We start from the raw sequence: 17863 nt of genomic DNA, 5'->3' as shown, positions 1-17863 counted from the left end.
CAGCATATTCCCCACACACACCCATGGACCGGGGAGGGTTACGGGAGCGGGGGGCGGTTGTGGGACCCGGGGAGGGTTACGGGAGCGGGGGACGGTTGCGCGACCCGGGGAGGGCTACGGGACCCGGGAACCTCACTCGCCCGCCGGGACGGCCCCGTCGCGGATCGCGCGGACCAGTCCGGTCACCAGCCGGGCCCGCGGTGCCAGCTCGTCGACCAGTACGTACTCGTGGTCGGCGTGGGCGCCGCCGCCGACCGCGCCGAGGCCGTCGAGCGTCGGTATGCCGAGGGCGGCGGTGAAGTTGCCGTCGCTGCCGCCGCCTACCGTGACGCCCGGCAGGCCCGGGGAGAGCCGGCGCGCGAGCCCGAACAGGCGCTCCGACGCCGCCTGCGGCATCGGGGGCCGGCCGACGGAGCCGTGCACCGTGAGCTCGGCTCCGGCGAGGTGCGGGCGCAGTGCGGCGAAGGCGGACTCGATCCGCTCCTTCTCCTCGGCGGTCTCGACCCGGACGTCGACGGTCACCGTCGCCTCCGCCGGCACGACGTTCTCCGTGGTCCCCGCCGTGGCGATGGTCGGGGTCACCGTCGTCCCGGTCTCCGGCCGGCTGAGCGCCGCGATCGCCAGCACCTGGTGGGCCGCCTCGACCAGCGCGTTCACCCCCGTGGCCGGCTCCAACCCCGCGTGCGCGGCCCGTCCCGTGACGGACACCGTGAAGGTGCCGCAGCCCTTGCGGCCGGTCTTCACCCCGCCGCCGTCGGCCGCGCCCTCGAACACCAGCACCGCACCGCAGGCCAGCGCCCGCTCCTCGATCAGGGCGCGGGAGGTGGCGGAGCCGACCTCCTCGTCGGCGGTCACCAGGATCTCCACCCCGCTCAGGTCGTCCAGCGCCGCCAGGCCGTGCACGGCCAGCACCAGGCCGCCGAGCATGTCGAAGACCCCGGGCCCGGTGGCGCGTCCGGCCGCCACCCGGAAGGGACGCCGGGCGAGCGTGCCGAGCGGGAACACCGTGTCGTGGTGCCCGAGGACCAGCACCCGTGGATCGCCCCCACCCGACCAGTGGACGTGCGGCCCCGCCCCGCCCTGCACCAGCTCGGCCCGCCCGCCGAGCCGGCTCTCGATCACCGACGCCACGGTCTTGGCCGAGGCGCTCAGCGCTTCGAGGTCACGTGACGGGGACTCGACCTCCACCAGCGTCCGCAGGTCCTCCAGCATCGCGTCGATCCGCACCGCGGCGCTCTTGCGCATCCTCATCAACTCCCAGGCGTACGGGGCACGTCGGCGGCCCGGTCGTCGACCCGGTGTCCGGCCGAGCGGAGCGCCGCCAGCCCGTCGGCCAGCCGCAACTCGGGGACCAGTACCAGGTCGGCGCCGTACGTCGAGGCCACGAACACCGGCACTCCCGCAGCCGCCAACGGTGCGATGAGCAGCGACAACACGCCCGGCAGGTCCAGCGCGTGGGCCGAGTCCCCACTGTAGAGCGCCCGCCACCGCTCGACGGAGCCGTCACCCGCCCGCCCGTCCACCTCCCGCACCACGGTCAGCCCCTCGGGAGCCCGTACCAGGGAGATCCGGGCCGATTCCAGCGCCGCCGATTCGTCGACGGCCCGCTCGACACAAAAGCTTCCAGGAAGAATGCGCAGCACCTGCGCGGTCGCGGTAACCACCCGCCGATCGTAGGACCGGCCGAACCGGATCGGTCCCGAACCATGCAAAAACCCCAGGCCATTGACCTGGGGTTTTCCTTATGGAGCGGGCGACGAGAATCGAACTCGCGCTCTAAGCTTGGGAATCCCTTGCCTCAGAATCGGCATTTCCGCAGGTCGCGGGCCACGCGGGCCCCGACCCGAGGGCCTTTGGATCATGAAATCCTTGGCTGCCGCTGACCGCGGCGTACCGCCCTTACAGGTGCAGTAGTCGTGCACGACGCTTCACGGACGTTTCGATTCGTCGACCCAAGGGTCGCCGCGCAGGACCCCTGCGGGATCCAGCGGTCCGCCTGGACAGGCCGCGCCGGCCAGGCGGTCGGCAAGCCTGCGCCCGTGAGCACAGGCTGCACCCACTCGCGCGACGGCCGAACGGCGCGCTCCCACGATGACCGAGTGGCAAACATGTCATGGACATGACTTAATAATAGAAGAGCACTTTCTGCAGCCAGGGGCCCCCAGCGTCCGAACACCCCGCGCCACGACCGGTCGAGCTGCCCTATCGGCACCCCGGGCGATCCGCCGACCTCGGCCCTTTCTGGGTCCGGTGACTGCCGTCCGAGATGGCCTGCCATGCCTCGCAAAATGAAGACCCGCCGCCGGTTCGGCAACGTCCGCCAGTATCGGTCCGGTCGCTGGAGCGCGACCTACACCGACCGCAACGGCCGCACCCAGCGGTCCCCGGAACCCTTCGACACCGAACTCGACGCCATGACCTGGCTCGCCCTCGTCCAGGCGGACCTCGCACACGGCAGCCGCACACCGAGCGCCTCCCCGCTCAAGGGCGTCCTGTTCAAGGACTACGCCAAGGACTGGATGGACAACCGCCCCCTGATGCCCACCACCCGCGGCCTCTACCAGCGCCTGCTGAAGGCCCACATCCTGCCTGCCTTCGGCACCACGCCCGTCACCCGCATCACCTTCGCCAAGGTCCGGGACTGGAACACCGAACAACGCGGCACCCGCGGACCCACCGTCGCCGCCAAGGCCTACCGACTGCTCAAAGCGATCATGGCGACCGCCGTCGACGACGAGACCATCACCCGCAACCCCTGCCGCATCCGCGGCGCCGGCAGCGAGCACCCGGCGGAACGCCGCATCGCCACCGTCGCACAGGTCTTCGCACTCGCCGAGAAGGTCAACAGCCGGTGGCGGCTGCTCGTTCTGCTCGGCGCGTTCGCCACCCTCCGCCCCGGAGAACTCGCAGCCCTGCGACGCGAGGACATCGACCTCCACCGACGCCGGATCATGATCACCTCCGCATCACCGGAGCTCGGTAACGGCAGACGCGCCACCGGCCGCCCCAAGTCCACAGCCGGCACCCGCACCGTCCACCTCCCCGCGTTCCTCGACGAACCGCTGCGCACACACCTGGACTTCTACGCCGAACCCGGCCCACTCGGACTCGTCTTCCTCGGCGAACGGGGAGCCCCCTACAGGCGCTCCACCTTCGTCCGCACATTCCGCAAGGCCCGCGCCAACGTCCCCGGCATGCCGGCGAACTTCACGTTCTACGACCTGCGACACACCGGCAACACCCTCCTCTCCCAGGAGAACACCAGCCTCAAAGACCTCATGGTCCGCATGGGCCACAGCACCGCACGCGCCGCCCTCATCTACCAACACTCCGACGACGACCGCCAAGCCGAACTCGCCGCCAAACTCGACCACCGCGTACGCACCGACCTCACAGACACAGAGCAGCCAAGGCCCAGATGACGCAAGGAAGATCATCTTGTATGGCCTGCGTGAGCGCCGCCAGCGACGGGGTCCATCGGTGGCGGCGACACAGCCAAAGCCCGAGCGAGACGTTCCCGACGGGTACTCCGCGCCGGGTAGAGATCGTGGGCGGTTCCATGCCCCGCTACCTGTCGCAGGTCAGGCCCGGTGGCGGCGGATATCACAGGGGCCGTTGGCGAGACTGTCGGAGGTCTGTAGCCTGTGCGGGCTGTCCATTCTGATCACCCGCATAGAGCTTGGACTCAAACGGTCGTCGCAACACCGGCTTTCTGGAGAGATAGTAGGTGCTCGTTGAGGGCCTCGGCGGGTGTCTTCCATCCGAGGGTCTTGCGGGGTCTGCTGTTGAGGGTGGCGGCGACGGCCTGGAGCTCGTCGGTGTCCCAGCGGGACAGGTCCGTGCCCTTGGGAAAGTACTGCCGTAGCAGGCCGTTCGTGTTCTCGTTCGTGCCGCGCTGCCAGGGACTGTGCGGGTCGGCGAAGTAGATCTGCAGCCCGGCGTCGATGCTCAGTTGGGCGTGCTGGGCCAGTTCCGTGCCGCGGTCCCAGGTCAGCGACCTGCGTAGTTGTCCGGGCAGTGTGGTGATCGTGGCGGTGATCGCGTCCTTGACGGCCTCGGCGCCGCGGCCGGCCAGCGCGGGCCCGTTCTTGGTCCGTGGCTCGGAACCGAAGCCTTCCATCGGCGGCAGGTGCAGCAGCATCGTGAACCGTGTGGTGCGCTCGACCAGGGTGCCGATCGCGGACCGGCCGGTGCCGATGATGAGGTCGCCTTCCCAGTGGCCCGGGACCGCCCGGTCCTCGGCCTCCGCGGGCCGCTCGCTGATCAGCACGTCGGCGGTGACGTGCCCGCGGATGCTCTGCCTGGTGCGTTCTCGCGGGACGCGCAGGGACCGCCCGGTGCGCAGGCAGGCGACCAGTTCGCGCTTGAGCGCTCCGCGTCCTTGCACGTAGAGGGCCTGGTAGATCGCTTCCGGGGAGATCCGCATGGACTCATCCTCGGGGAAGTCCACCCTGAGCCGCCGCGATATCTGCTCCGGGCTCCACGCCGTTGCCCACCTGCGGTCCTGCCGCCGCGGCTTGTTCCTGCCCTTCCAGTCCGGCACCTGCGGTCCCTCCACGATCCGGCCGTCCGCGGCGTGGACGACGTCGCCGGCCAGCCGGTCCTGCACGTAGGCGTGCAGGCGCTGGTTGGTCACCAGCTTCGCCGTCTTCGGCCGCTGTGCGCGCCGCTCGGCGTGCCACTGCGCGAGCGTGGCCCGGTAGTCCAGATGGTAGGTGCGGGTCGAGGCGTTGCGGCGAAGCTCCCGCGAGATGGTCGAGGGCGAACGCCCCAGGCACCGTGCGATCGCACGCACGCCGAGGTCCCGAGCCCGCAACAGGGCAATCTCCTCCCGCTCGGCGAACGACAGGTAGCGGCCCGAAGTGCTCGGGGCGAGACGGGGATTCACCCCGCCAGCATGGCGAAACCACCGCGACCCCACGGCTGGCGAGACCCTGATCGTGGCCGCGGCGTCCACGGAGCTCAGCCCCCGAGCGATCGCCTGCCAGAACTGGACCCTGTCCTCACGCCACGCGACGCTCGGCCGACCCGGCGAGGGCATCTGCCCGCGATACTCCCGAGCCGCCCGCTGCCGATTCCCCACTCCCATGCGCAAACCTCCAGCTCACAGAGGTGTTGCGACGACCAGTTGAATCCACCGAGGAACTGAGGTGCCGGTGTCCCGCCGCCGTCTCGTTGCGGCAACTGCCGTATTCGCAGCCACTGTTGCCCTGATACCGAGCCTGGCCCACGCGGCAGGCCCTGCAACTGGAACGACCCGTTCCCTCCCTGCGAGCGCCATGCCCGTGGCCGAGGCTGGTGGCGAGGGCTTCACGACCGCCATCAGCCCGGCGAGCAAGTCGATCCGGGTCCGGGAGCCGAGCCAGACGACCGTTGCCGCGTCGAGCCTCACAGCCACCTCGGGCAAGATCATCTACGTCGCCACCAACAGCCGCCCGTGCACCACTGCGGCAGGGACGGGCACGGAGGCTGATCCATTCTGCTTGCTCCAGAGCGCAGTGGATGTGGCACAACCCGGCGACACCGTCGACGTAGTCGGCATGATCCCCATCGCCGCCTCTGTGACCGTCAAGACATCGGGGATCTCGATCGTCGGCATCGGTAACCAGGCGTGGATTGAGGGCGGCGGCCCGCATGCCGCCCTGACTCTGGACCACGTCAGCAATGTGACGGTCAGCAACCTGATGATCACTACCTATGGTGTGCCGGCCGTCGCGGTCGTCGGCTCCACCGGGGTCTCAGTGGACTCGTCCTACCTGACGATGAACCCGAACTTCAGGGGGGCCACGACGCTCACCGTCGACGGGGCGTCCAGCGACGTGACGGTGAGCAGGACGTACATCGACGAGGGCTACTGGTCCGCGGGTGCCCGAGGGGTCACGATCGCGTCCGGCGCGAGCAACGTCACCCTCGCCAGCGACGTGATGGCGACAGCGGGGATCACCGCCACCGGGGTCACGGGCCTCAACATCACGAACAACACGATCCAGCGCGGCTGTGATTCGGCCATCGACATCGACGGCGCGTCATCCGCGGTGGCCATCGAGAACAACCTGCTCGAGGACGCGAATCCCGGCACGGACTACGCCCTGGGCGGGTACCAGTCCGCCTGCACCGCGGCCGGCCAGTCCTGGGCGCCCGATGTCGTCGTGTCCGCCGCCTCGGCCGCCGGCACCACGGCTGACTACAACGACTTCTACATCTACGGCTCCGACGCCACCCCGCCCTATAGCTGGGCCGAGACGGTCTACCCGACACTCACCGCGTTCCGGTCCGGCACTGCCCAGGGCATCCATGACACGATCGACCCGATCCCGCCGACCGACATGTTCTTCCGGCTGAACGAGTCCAACAACATCGACGCCTGGCCCCACCCCGGATCGGCCGCGCTCAACTCCGCCAACCCGAACGCGCCGGGCAAACTGGCCACAGACTTCTTCGGCCACAGCCCCTACGTCGCTCGCGGCGCCATCGAGTTCGTCAACACCAACCCCACCCTCGCGGTCGCACTCGCGGCCAAGAACACCAGCGTGTTCGGGTTCTCGCTGACCAGCACGATCGCAAGCGCGGTCGAGCCGCTCACCGTCAGCGTCGCCTGGGGCGACGGAACCACCACCGGCAGCAGCCTCTACGGCGACGGCACCGTGAACTCGACCCACTCGTACGCAAAGCTGGGCACGTACACGATCACGGTCACCGTCACGGACAACCTCGGCATCGCGGTGAGCAACTCCGTCCAGGTGTCGACGCAGGGTTCGCAATACTCGGCGTACGGCCCGCGGCGCCTGCTCGACACCCGCGACGGCACCGGCGGACCGCAGGCGCAGGTGCAACCGGGCCACTCGGCCCGGGTGAAGGTCGTCGGCAACGGCGGCATCCCGTCCGGGCTGACGGCCGCCGTCCTCAACGTCACCGTCACCAACACCGCCAGCGGCGGTTTCATCACCGCGTACGGCGAAGGCGATGCCAGGCCCACCACGTCGAACGTCAACTTCACCAACGGCCAGACGGTGCCGAACCTGGTCATCGTCCCGGTCGGCGCCGACGGCTACATCGACCTGTACAACGGCGGGTGGGCCCCGGTCGACCTGATCGCCGACATCACCGGCTACTTCACGAAGGCGGCGGCGAGCGGCTACTCGACCATCGCCCCGGCCCGCCTCCTCGACACGCGAGACGGCACCGGCGCTGCGCGCAGCCAGGTCGCCGCAGGCAGCTCCATCCCGGTGCGGATCGCCGGCAACGCCGGCGGACTTCTGCCCTCGTCCGGCATCACCGCGGTCGCACTGAACGTCACTGTCACCAACCCCCGCAGCGACGGCCACCTGACCGTTTACCCGAGCGGCCAGCAGGCCCCCAACGCGTCGAACGTGAACTACACACAGGGCCAGACGATCGCCAACGCGGTCATCGTGCCGGTCGGAGCCGACGGCAGCATCCGCGTCCTCAACGGCGGTTGGGCGCAGACCGACGTCATCGTGGACGTCGTGGGCTACTACAGCACGGCCGCCAAGGGCGCGTACGTGCCCATCGCCCCGACCCGGTTCACGGACACGCGCGCTCTGCCCTGGTCGCCCGCCCCGGTGACCGCCCGTATCAACCACTTCCTGGTTCTCGGCCCTGGCATGGACGCCACCGCCTTCGTCCTCAACGCCACCGTCACCAACACCACGGACGCCGGACACCTCACCGTGTCACCGGACCCCAACTCGCTGCGCGACGAGCAGAGGTTCCCGGTCACCGCACCCAACACCTCCACGCTCAATTGGCAGGCGGGCGCCACCGTGCCCAACCTGGTCCAGGCGGCTGCCGGGCACACCGACGGCATCGTCGACTTCTGGAACGAGAGCGACGGGAACATCGACCTGATCGTCGACGAATTCGGGTACTACCAGAACTCCTGATCGGCCAGCACACAGGCCCGAAGGGCCCGGAGCGGCGATCCCTGCGCCCTTCTGGGACTCTCGCTTCCGGCAGGTCCCAAACCGGCCTCAGAACCAGGGCACGAACACCCGGTCAGATGAGGTGGCGGCTCGTCACCTCACTACGACGATGGGAGGGGTCCGGAGCCTGTCGGCCCCGGACCCCTCCTTCGGTCTTCTCCCACGTGGCTCTGTCAGGAGCTGGCGTAGAGTGCGGCGACCTGTTCGGTGCTGAGTGCGTAGGGGTAGGTGCGTGCGTCGGCGATGTTGCCCGCTGTCATGTTGTCGAGGTGGCCGTCGGGGTAGCGGTTGGCTCCGATGGTGAGGTTCCCGGTAGACGCCCACGTTGTCGAGACTGGAGCGGAGCCTGCGTAGGTTCCGTTGACGTACAGCGTCATGATCTTGCTTGTCGCGTCGTAGGTCCCGACGAGGTGAGTCCACTTGCCGGTTTCGGCGGCGGATTTCGCCGTGGCGACGTAATAGCTCGCGGCCGGGTCGTCAGCGGTCGTGGCGATCATGGCCCAGGTGCCGAACGTCTTGCTGTACTGCAGGTAGAAGGGGCTGCGCTGCTGGTCCGTCTCGGAGAGCACAGTGTAGAAGTCGTTGCGATTGTTGATCTTCACCCAGGCGCTCACGGTGTAGCTTCCGGTGGTGCCGGGGGTGGCGATGTTCGGGCTGAGCGCTCCGACGCCGGTGAGGCCGTCGGTGCTGGCAAGGCCGGCGGATCCGGCCAGGTGCGAGGTGGGCGCGTCGGGGCTCCAGGTGACAGTGCCGACTGTGTTGGCTTGGATGCCCTGGCTGCCGGCTGCGTCTTTGCCCATGACGTTCGGGTCGAGCAGCCACTCGCGGTCCCGGGGGCTGAGCGTGGTGACAGGGGTCTTGGTGGTCTTGTCCGTTGTCACGCCGACCCAGGTGGTGATCCGGCTGGTCGAGCCGACGAAGCCCCAGAGGTCGGGGATGTCGTCGCCGTTGAGGTCGCCGACTGCTCCGATCTGCGGGAACGCCGCCGGGGTGAGCCCCGACATGATGCGCTTGGCGGGACTCTGGGTGAGGCCGGTGACGGTGGTGTAGCTGACGCCGTCCGTCGTGCCGGTTCCGAAGGTCAGGGCGTACTGGTAGATGTCGCCTGCGGTCACCGCGGGCGTGGTGGTGGTGTTGCGGGCCCGTACCCAGAGCGCGGGCCTGCCGTCGGCGAGGGCGTTGCCGGGCACCATCAGGTCGTAGTTGCCCCAGGTGCCGTCGCTGGTGAGCTTTCTCGGCGTACCGAAGTAGGTGGACTTGCCAGAACTGTTGTTCTTGGTGATGCCGAGGTTGGGGTAGTACCAGAGGTTGCCCTGCTCGACGGCGAGGACGCCGGTGCGCTTGCTGGGATCGGTGGGCTTGAGGGTGGCGTCGTCGGAGCCGACCGGGGTGATCTGGCTGACGGTGGCCCAGGAGTCGATACTGCCGTAGTACGCGCAGTTCGAGTCGGCGCTCACCGGGCAGTCGGGCCGGTAGAGCTTCGTGGCAACGACGTCGAACCTCCCGTTGTCCTGATGGTTGTTCCGGTAGTACAAGAGGTCGCTGCCGCCGCCGGTGCCGTCCGGCGCGGTGGGGTCTTTGTGGACGAACAGGGCGTCGACGTTGTCGCCGCCGTCGATCGTGCCGCGGTGGCTGGTGCGCACGTCCTTCCAGGCGGTGCCGGCCGGCGCCTGGCCGAGTGTGGCCGCGGACGACGGTGCCGCGAAGTTGACGCCCTGGCCGTAGTCGAGGAGCCGGCCGTCGTCGCCGGCGGCGAGGATGTCCGGGTAGCCGTCGCCGGAGACATCACCGTAGGCCAGCGGTGTCGGAGACCACGCGACGGAGAAGCTGTACGGGGTGACCTGGGTCTTGTTGCCGGCGTTGTCCTCGACCTGGATGTAGACGGTGTTGGTGCCCCAGTGGGTGGGAGTCACGGACAGCCCAGTCACGGGCAGTTGCGCGGGCAGGCTGCCGAAGTACATGTGCTGGACGTAGGGGTCGCACATGCACGGGTTGGAGCTCCAGTGCACGGCGGCCACACCTGACGACTCGGTGCCCCCGGCAGGCTTGGCGTCGGCGGCGTTGAAGGGGATCTCACCGGTCTGGCCGACGTGCTTCGTGCTCATCTGGCCGTTGCCCGCGGGCGGGAACTGCGTGGAGAGGTCGGTGATGGCCGGGCCGTCCGGCGCGCCGGGAAGCGACAGGGTCGGCTGCGTGAGGTCGACGCGGAAGTGGCAGACCGGGGTGGGGTTGCCGCGCAGGAGGCCGTCGTCGCCCTTGGTGATCCAGCTGTAGTAGTGGCCGTCCTCAAGAAAGTCAGAGGGCAAGGCGTAGCTTGCCGGGTTGCCTGTGGAGACGAAGCCGCTCCAACCCTCGTTGGTCTTGGTGGACGAGGCTGGGTCCCAGATGCTCACCCACTCGGTCAACTGGCCCTGGTTCGGAGAGGAGACCGTCGACCGGAGCTGGAGGTCCTTGGTGGTGATCCAGCCGTAGGAGCTGACCGGCACCTCAGCGCACGACTCGATGTCCGGGACGTTCGGCACGCCGGTGCGCGGGGTGCCCGGGGCGGTGCGCTGGTTCTGCGGCACGTCCGGGTACTTGTCGAACTCGATGCCCATGGTGGCGCCGGTGGTGAGCCGCTTGAACGCGTTGACGTCACTCTCGTCGGCGGTGGCGATCTGGAAGCTGATGTCATGGCCGGCGTTGGCGCCGACGACGCCGGTCACGTCGTAGTTGAACGGGATGTTCCCCGCGCACCCCGACTGGCCGGTGCCGCCGATCTGCCGACTGCCGAGGAACTCACGTCTGGTCGGCTGGTTGCCCCAGACGGTGCCATCAGCCAACCGGTCGGTGCGATAGGCGGTGACGTCGTACGTGGTGGTGCAGGACCAGTTCGCCGAGTAGCGCTGTTCCAGGTTCAGCTGGGCGTAGTGGACGACGGCGCCGCCGAGGTTGCCGAGGTCGAAACGGTAGTAGGTGTGGTACGTGGATGCGGGGCTACAGGAGCCGCCGGCGGCGTAGAACCCGCACCTGCCGATGCCGGGATAGTCCGTGCTGCTGCTGCCGGTACGGTTGTCGTTGTTCAGGCCGGGGATCCCGGATTGGACCCAGTTGTAGAGGTTGGTGCTGGCCGAGGTGGGCGTCCAGGCGGGGTCGATGTACCAGGGGCCGGTGCCGTTGGCGAGCAGGTCCTGATCGGGCGTCAGCGTGATGCCACCCGTATCCGCGGTAACCGGCATCTGGGCCACCCGTGCTCCCTGGCCGGGGCCGTCGGTCGAACTCCCGGTGAGGGGCGCGTCGGTGGTGCCGGCGCTGTCCGCGGGGGCCGCCATCGCGCGCGCGGTGAGCGTTGCGGAGGAGGCCGGCGCCTGCCGGCTGCTGTCCCACATCATGGGTGCGGGTGCGTGCCAGAGGGCCTTGCCGTTGGGGGACTTGGCGGTCAGGTTGTTCCCGGGATCGGCCGAGACCGTCACGTTGGCGGTCTCGGTGCCGAAGCGCAGTGCCTTCAGCGCCGGGTTCGCGGCGGCCGCTGCGGACTTGAGGACGAGAACGGTGGTGAAGCCGCCGAACTGGGTGGCTGTCACCTTCAGGTCAGTGTCCTGGTCGATGGTGTACGTCAGCGACGCGCCGCTCACCTGCGGCGCGGACAGCGGGAACGGCGACGTCAGCGACAACTGCTCACCGCCGGGGCCCATCAGGGTGGCTAGACGGGTGTCGCCGCCCTTCGACAGGCGCAGCCCGCTGGGGGCGGCCTTGGGCGAGTAGCTGCCGTCCGGGTTCGCCACCAGGGTCGCGTCCAGGTCCGCCCAGGCGCCGTCCTTGCGCATCCGCTGTTGCTCCAGTTGGAGCGACTGGTACAGGTGCCCCTGCGGGGTGGCGACGGTGTTGCTGAACTCGGTGGTCAGGCCGGGAATGGGCACGTTGGTGCCGGTCGACTTCGCTGAGGCCAGGGCCCGTTCAGTCTCCGATGATGCCTGGATCGAGTCCAGATGCGCCTGGTCGCGTGCTGCGATCTGATTGACCGTCAGTGCCGTTGAATCGGCGTGTGCTTGTGGAATTGACATGGGTATTGCGCATGTCCAGAGTGCCACTAGGGTGGCGAGTGCTGTTCGGCCGCCGAGGCGGCGGCCAGGACGCAGAGCCATAGGTGATCTCCAGCGGGAGGCTTCCCGTCCCCAGTCGGGCACAGGACTGAGGAATGATCAGGCATGCGCCGGGCCAGGCAAAGTGATTTACCGTCTGCTATGGCCGTTTCGTGAAGGTGCGGGCGATTGGTGATCGGCGTGAGATGGATCACGCGGTCGTTCCGTCCGGTATCTTCCCCGCGAATTCCCATGACGCCGTAAAGTCCTCCCGCTCATCGGTGGTGCACGACTCGGATGCGCCATCGCCTTATGGCCTGCAGGAGGGGACAAACGGTGTCGCAATATGCGAACCGCGAAATCTCGGTTCGAAGGGGAAGGCGACGACGCGGCGGCACACGGCTGCCGATCGTCGCGGCGAGTACGTTGGCGGTCGTCGCCTCGCTGCTGGGGCCCGTGAGCCTGGCGGTGGCGGCCGACGACTCGGACAAGATCTGGGAGCCGCCGAACTCCCCGGTCGTCCGGACGGCGTCGATTCCGGTCAAGGCGGCAGGAGCTCACGGCGCGGACGCCAAGGCGCGGCCGGCCGCTGCCAAGCCAGTCGAGCGCCAGCAGGTCAAGGAAGCGTCCGCGACCGTCGACCTCGCGAAGGCGGTATCGACCGGTCGCGCTCAGGCCGCAGGTCTTCCGGTGTGGCTCGCCACCGCCAGCGCGGCCGCGCCGCACTCCGGCACGGCTTCGGGCTCGGTCACGGTCACCCAGCTCTCCTCAAAGACCGCCGCCGCGGCCGGAGTCGACGGCCTGCTGGTGAAACTGGAGCCCAAGGACATCAAGGGCAGCGGGAAGGTCCAGATCGCACTGGACGTGTCGGCACTCGACGCCGCCAGCGCGGGCGCGTTCTCGCAGCGCGGGCGGCTCGTCCTCATTCCGTCCTGCGCGCTGACCACTCCCGGCGTGCAGGCATGCCAGACCAGGACTCCGATCGCCACGCACTACGACACCGGCCACAAGCAGGTCGTCGCCGACATCGACCTGCCCACCGGCACTCCGTCAGCGTCGGCATCCCCGTTTGCGCCCGCGAGCGCGTCGGCGACCGCGGGCCCGCTGCTGCTGGCACAGGACACCACCGCGTCCGGCGGAGGCGGCGACTACAAGGCGTCCGGCTTGAACCCGTCGGCCGGATGGAGCGCCGGTGGCTCCAGCGGCGCGATGACCTACTCGTACGCCATCCAGAGCCCGCCCGCCCTCGGCGGCCAGGCTCCCTCGGTCAGCCTCAACTACGACTCCTCGTCCGTGGACGGCAAGACGTCGGCCACCAACTCCCAGGCCTCGTGGATCGGTGACGGCTGGGACTACAGTCCCGGCTTCATCGAGCGCACCTACAAGTCCTGTGACAAGTCCGGGATCGCCGACTCCGGCGACCTGTGCTGGGCGGGCCAGAACGCGACCTTGTCGCTCGGCGGCCACTCCGGCCAACTCGTCCGCGACGACACCAGCGGCGTGTGGCATCTGAAGGACGACGACGGCACGAAGATCGAGTTCCGGACCGGCGCAAGCAACGGGACCGACAACAACGAGTACGTCAAGGTCACCGACACCTCCGGCACGTCGTACTACTTCGGCGCCAACCACCTGCCCGCCGCCGACGGCACCAGCGTCACCGGCACCGGCCCGGCCACCAACTCGGTCGCCACCCTCCCGGTGTACGCAACCACCGTCGGCAACCCCTGCCCCGGCGGCCAGCCGTCGTGCAAGCTCGCGCAGCGCTGGGGCCTGGACTACATCGTCGACGCCCACGGAAACCTGGTCACCGTCACCTGGGCACCCGAGACCAACAACTACTCCCAGGGCGGGGGCCAGAACAACGGGAACGGGACGCCGACCAGCTATGTGCGGGCAAATCTGCCCCTTCGGATCGCCTACGGCCAGCTGCTGAGCGAGCAGCTCGCGAGCAGTGGCACCCTCGAGCCCGCCGCGCGGATCGATTTCAGGACCGCAGAGCGCTGCACCGACACCACCTTCGACTGCTCCGCGGCCAACCGGACCGTCGCGAACAAGCTGAAGTGGCCCGACGTCCCGGTCGACCAGGAATGCAAGGACGGATCGGCCTGCACCAACTACAGCCCGACGTTCTTCACCACCCGCCGACTGATCGAGATCGACACCGCGGTCAGGGTCAACAACGTCTGGAAGGACGTCGACTCCTACGCTCTGACGCAGAGTTCCCCGCCGACAGGTGATCCGGGCGGCGAGGTACCGCTGTGGCTCGACCAGATCCAGCGCACCGGCAACGCCTCCACCGCCTCCTCTGCCTCCGTCAAGCTCCCCCCGGTCTCCTTCGTATCCCAGATGCTCAGCAACCGGGTCGACGGAGTCGCGTCCTCGGCCAACGGCGCGACCTTCCTCGACAACCACCGCCCCCGCATCATCGAGATCCACACCGAAACCGGCAGCACCCTTCACGTCGACTACGAACTCCCTGGCTGCTCCCGGCTCCAGAACGTCATGCCGCGCGCCGAGGACGACAACGACATGGCGTGCTTCCCGGCGCGGTGGACGGCCCCGCCAGGCTCACTCGCCGGATCCGACCCGATCCTCGACTGGTTCAACCACTACCGGGTCAAGACGATCAACACCACCGAGTTCACCGGCACCAACAACAAGGACACGGTCACCGCCTACACCTACGGCAAGGCGGCCTGGCACCGCGACGACAGCGAGTACACTGACCCCAAGTCCCGCACCTGGGGCGACTTCCGCGGCTTCGCCACCGTCACCGCCATCACCGGCTCTGCCAACGACGGCCCGCAGACCAAGACCCGGACCACCTACCTGCAGGGCATGGACGGGGACAAGACCCTGACCGGCACCCGCACCGTCAAGGTGCCGGATGCGCTCGACGAGTCCGTGACCGATGACAACTGGCTCGCCGGCAAGGTCCTCCAGACCGAGACGTTCGACAAGGCCGCTGACACAACGGCCGCGACCGTCACCGTCAACCGACTGACGCAGCCGACAAATCCCACCGCCACGCACACCAAGACCGGCAGCACCACGCTCGACGTGCCGCTGATCGCCCGCTACGCGGGCACGATCAGCACCAGCACCACCAAGACGAAGAAAGCCGACGGCACCGACCAGGTCACCAGCACCACGACCACCACGGACCCGGACCACAACAACCGCGTCAAAACCGTGCTGAGCAAGGCCACCGGCCTGCCCGACCTGTGCACCGTCACCGACTACGCCACCGGGCCGGACCTGCAGCGCACGGACCTGGTCGCCCAGACCGTGGTAATCAGCGGCACGAACGCCTGCACCGCAACCCCGGCGCCGGGCAACACGGTCAACGGCATGCGCGTGCTCTACGACGGCAAGGACTACAAGCTGGCCGATGCCACCGCGAACCCGACCGGCAATCAGGCCCTCGGTTCCTTCGACGGATCCGGGAACCAGGTCTACCTCACGACCAGCACCACCACCTACGACACCTACGGCCGCGTCGCCACCGCCACCGACCCAAACAGCAGCGACAACCAGCATCCCAAGGGCACGGCCACCACCAAGACCACCTACACGCCGGCCACAGGTGAACTGCCCTCCAGCGTCACATCGGTCGCGCCGGCACCCGGAAGCACCGGCACCTGGACCAGCGTCACTACCCTGGACCCGCGCCGAAACCTGCCAACGGCCGTCACCGACGCCAACAGCAAGACCGTCAACGAGGCATACGACGCGCTCGGGCGTCTGACCGCGGTCTGGTTGCCAGGGCGTGCGACGACCGCCTCGGCCAACTACACGTACACGTACACGAGCGACCCCGACCGCAAGGCCCCGGCCTACGTCACCAGCAGCAACCTGACCAGCGACGGAACGCCACCCACCTACCACCGCTCCATCGCGATCATGGACGGCCTCGGCCGCGTTCGCCAGACCCAGGAGAACGCGGTGGGCACCGGCACCTACACCGGCCGCCTGATCTCCGACACCTTCTACGACTCCCACGGCCGCGCCTACAAGACCAACGCGCCCTGGTACAACTCCACGGCGCCCTCCGGCACCCTCGTCAACCCGGACACGGCCCCCAACCAGTCCGCAGACGACGTCATCCCATCGCAGACCGTGCTGACCTTCGACGGCCGCGGCCGGACCACCACCTCGACATTCAGGTCGATGGGCGCCGACCAGTGGTCGACCACCACGGCGTACGTGGGCGCGGACCGCGCCGACGTCACCCCGCCGCAGGGCGCCTGGCCTACGACCACCCTCACGGACGCCCGCGGCCAGGCCAAGGAGCTGTGGCAGTACCGCACGGCCGCGCCGACCGGGCAGGCCGCCGACGCGACGGTCACCAAGTACACCTACACGGTCGACGGTAAGCCGCTGACCCGCAGGGACGCGGCTGGTAACACCTGGTCGTACGAGTACGACCAGCGCGGACGCCAGACCAAGGCCACCGACCCCGACACCGGAGTCACCACCCAGACCTGGGACGACGCCGGACGCCTCACCTCCAGCACCGACGCACGCAACACCACGCTGTACCACGCCTACGACCTGATCGGCCGCAAGACCGGCACCTTCCAGGGCGGCACTGGCAGCGCCAACCAGCTCGCCGCATGGTCGTTCGACACCGTCGCCAAGGGCAAGCCGGCCTCCTCCACCCGCTACACCAGCGGCGCCACAGGCCCGGCCTACACCACCGCCGTCACCGGCTACGACGACGGCTACCGCCCCACCGGCACCACGGTCACCATCCCCGGCGCCGAAGTCGGCCAGGGCACCACGCCGTTCGTCTACGCCACCTCCAGCACCTACGACCAGGTCACCGGAAACGTCCAGAACACCAATCTGCCAGCCGTCGGAGACCTGCCTAGGGAAGACCTCGGATACAGCTACGGCATCGACGGAATCCTCCAGAGCTACAGCGGCCTCTTGTACGGCGGCCAGACCAACACCAGCGTGGTCTACGACCGGCAGACCCAGGTCGACGCGTTCGGGCGCCCGACTTTCACCGTCGTCAACCCGTACGGCACTCAGGTCTTCGCCAGCACCGTCTACGACCAGTCGACCGGCCAGGTCCGCAGCCAGAGAGTCGACCGGCAGACCCAGCAGAACGGGCAGACCCAGCTCACCGACTACACCTACAACCCGGCCGGCCAGATCACCTCGATCACCGACACCCCGGACAACACCCCATCGCTGACTGACCGTCAGTGCTTCACCTACGACACTCTCGGCCGGCTGACCACCGCCTGGACCGACAAGGGCGGCATCACCACCGCGTCGGGCACCGGCTACAAGGTGCTCTCGCAGGGCTCCTGCACCAACGCCACGCCCACCGCAGGCGCGGTCTCCCCGGTCACCAACACGGTGGGCGGCGGGAACCCGTACTGGCAGGACTACACCTACGACGTCACGGGCAACCGCACCAGCCGCACCGACCACGCGATCAACACCACCGCGCCCGCCGTGCTGAACCCGTCGCAGGTCACCCAGATCGCCGCAGCCAGCGACGCCACCCAGAGCTGGGGCATCGCCCTCGCGGACGGCAAGATCTGGACGTCCCGTCAGAACGCCGACGGCACCTGGGGCCTGTACACGCAACTCGTCCCGAGAACCGGCGCGCCGCTCGACACCGTCACCTCCGTGTCCGCGGCTGTCAGCAACGGCCAGCTGCAGGTCATGGCGATCTCCGGCGGCAAGGTCTGGCACAGCCTCCGGGCCGCAGACGGCACCTGGCAGGACTGGCGGGACATCGCCCCCGTCGTCGGCTCCCTCGCATCACCGAGCCAGCTCGCCCTGACCGCGACCACCTCCGGCCTGGAGGTCCTCGCGTTCTCCGGCGGCAAGCTCTGG

7 protein-coding genes are annotated in these 17863 nt (G+C 68.8%); 3 read left to right on the top strand and 4 right to left on the bottom strand.

Going from position 1 to position 17863, the window contains the following annotated elements:
• Positions 1-132 precede the first annotated feature (132 nt).
• Complete coding sequence (locus AB0K51_RS23620; protein WP_363458724.1) at positions 133-1251, bottom strand: M20 family metallopeptidase; 1119 nt, start codon at positions 1249-1251, stop codon at positions 133-135.
• Positions 1251-1664, bottom strand: coding sequence for an ACT domain-containing protein (locus tag AB0K51_RS23615; protein ID WP_363458722.1), 414 nt, complete (start codon positions 1662-1664; stop codon positions 1251-1253). The genes AB0K51_RS23620 and AB0K51_RS23615 overlap by 1 nt, the downstream gene beginning before the upstream one ends.
• 612 nt (positions 1665-2276) lie before the next feature.
• Between AB0K51_RS23615 and AB0K51_RS23610 the strand changes: the two genes are divergently transcribed.
• Positions 2277-3422, top strand: coding sequence for a tyrosine-type recombinase/integrase (locus AB0K51_RS23610; protein WP_363458720.1), 1146 nt, complete (start codon positions 2277-2279; stop codon positions 3420-3422).
• 263 nt (positions 3423-3685) lie between these two features.
• On the opposite strand, the gene AB0K51_RS23605 is transcribed toward AB0K51_RS23610, so the two are convergent.
• Positions 3686-5089, bottom strand: coding sequence for an IS30 family transposase (locus AB0K51_RS23605; RefSeq protein WP_363458718.1), 1404 nt, complete (start codon positions 5087-5089; stop codon positions 3686-3688).
• A 61-nt stretch (positions 5090-5150) separates the two neighbouring features.
• Between AB0K51_RS23605 and AB0K51_RS23600 the strand changes: the two genes are divergently transcribed.
• Entirely contained in the window at positions 5151-7904 is a 2754-nt protein-coding gene (locus AB0K51_RS23600) for a PKD domain-containing protein (protein ID WP_363458716.1), read from the top strand.
• 212 nt (positions 7905-8116) lie between these two features.
• Here the strand turns inward: AB0K51_RS23600 and AB0K51_RS23595 are convergent, their stop codons facing one another.
• Positions 8117-11842 carry a LamG-like jellyroll fold domain-containing protein gene (locus tag AB0K51_RS23595; protein WP_363458714.1) on the bottom strand — a complete coding sequence of 1242 codons (3726 nt, stop codon included), beginning with the start codon at positions 11840-11842 and terminating at the stop codon, positions 8117-8119.
• 588 nt (positions 11843-12430) lie between these two features.
• Here AB0K51_RS23595 and AB0K51_RS23590 point away from each other — a divergent pair.
• The coding region (locus AB0K51_RS23590; protein ID WP_363458713.1) for a hypothetical protein at positions 12431-17863 on the top strand (5433 nt) is incomplete at its 3' end.

The organism is Kitasatospora sp. NPDC049285 (assembly GCF_040678815.1).
GTDB lineage: Bacteria > Actinomycetota > Actinomycetes > Streptomycetales > Streptomycetaceae > Kitasatospora.
The sequence above is the reverse complement of the archived record's forward strand: the minus strand, read 5'-3'. Positions and strand labels throughout refer to the sequence as shown.

Bases quoted from the DNA above. Each gene is read 5' to 3' on its own strand.
- AB0K51_RS23610 (WP_363458720.1), top strand. From the start codon at position 2,277: ATGCCTCGCAAAATGAAGACCCGCCGCCGGTTCGGCAACGTCCGCCAG.
- AB0K51_RS23620 (WP_363458724.1), bottom strand. From the start codon at position 1,251: ATGAGGATGCGCAAGAGCGCCGCGGTGCGGATCGACGCGATGCTGGAG.
- AB0K51_RS23605 (WP_363458718.1), bottom strand. From the start codon at position 5,089: ATGGGAGTGGGGAATCGGCAGCGGGCGGCTCGGGAGTATCGCGGGCAG.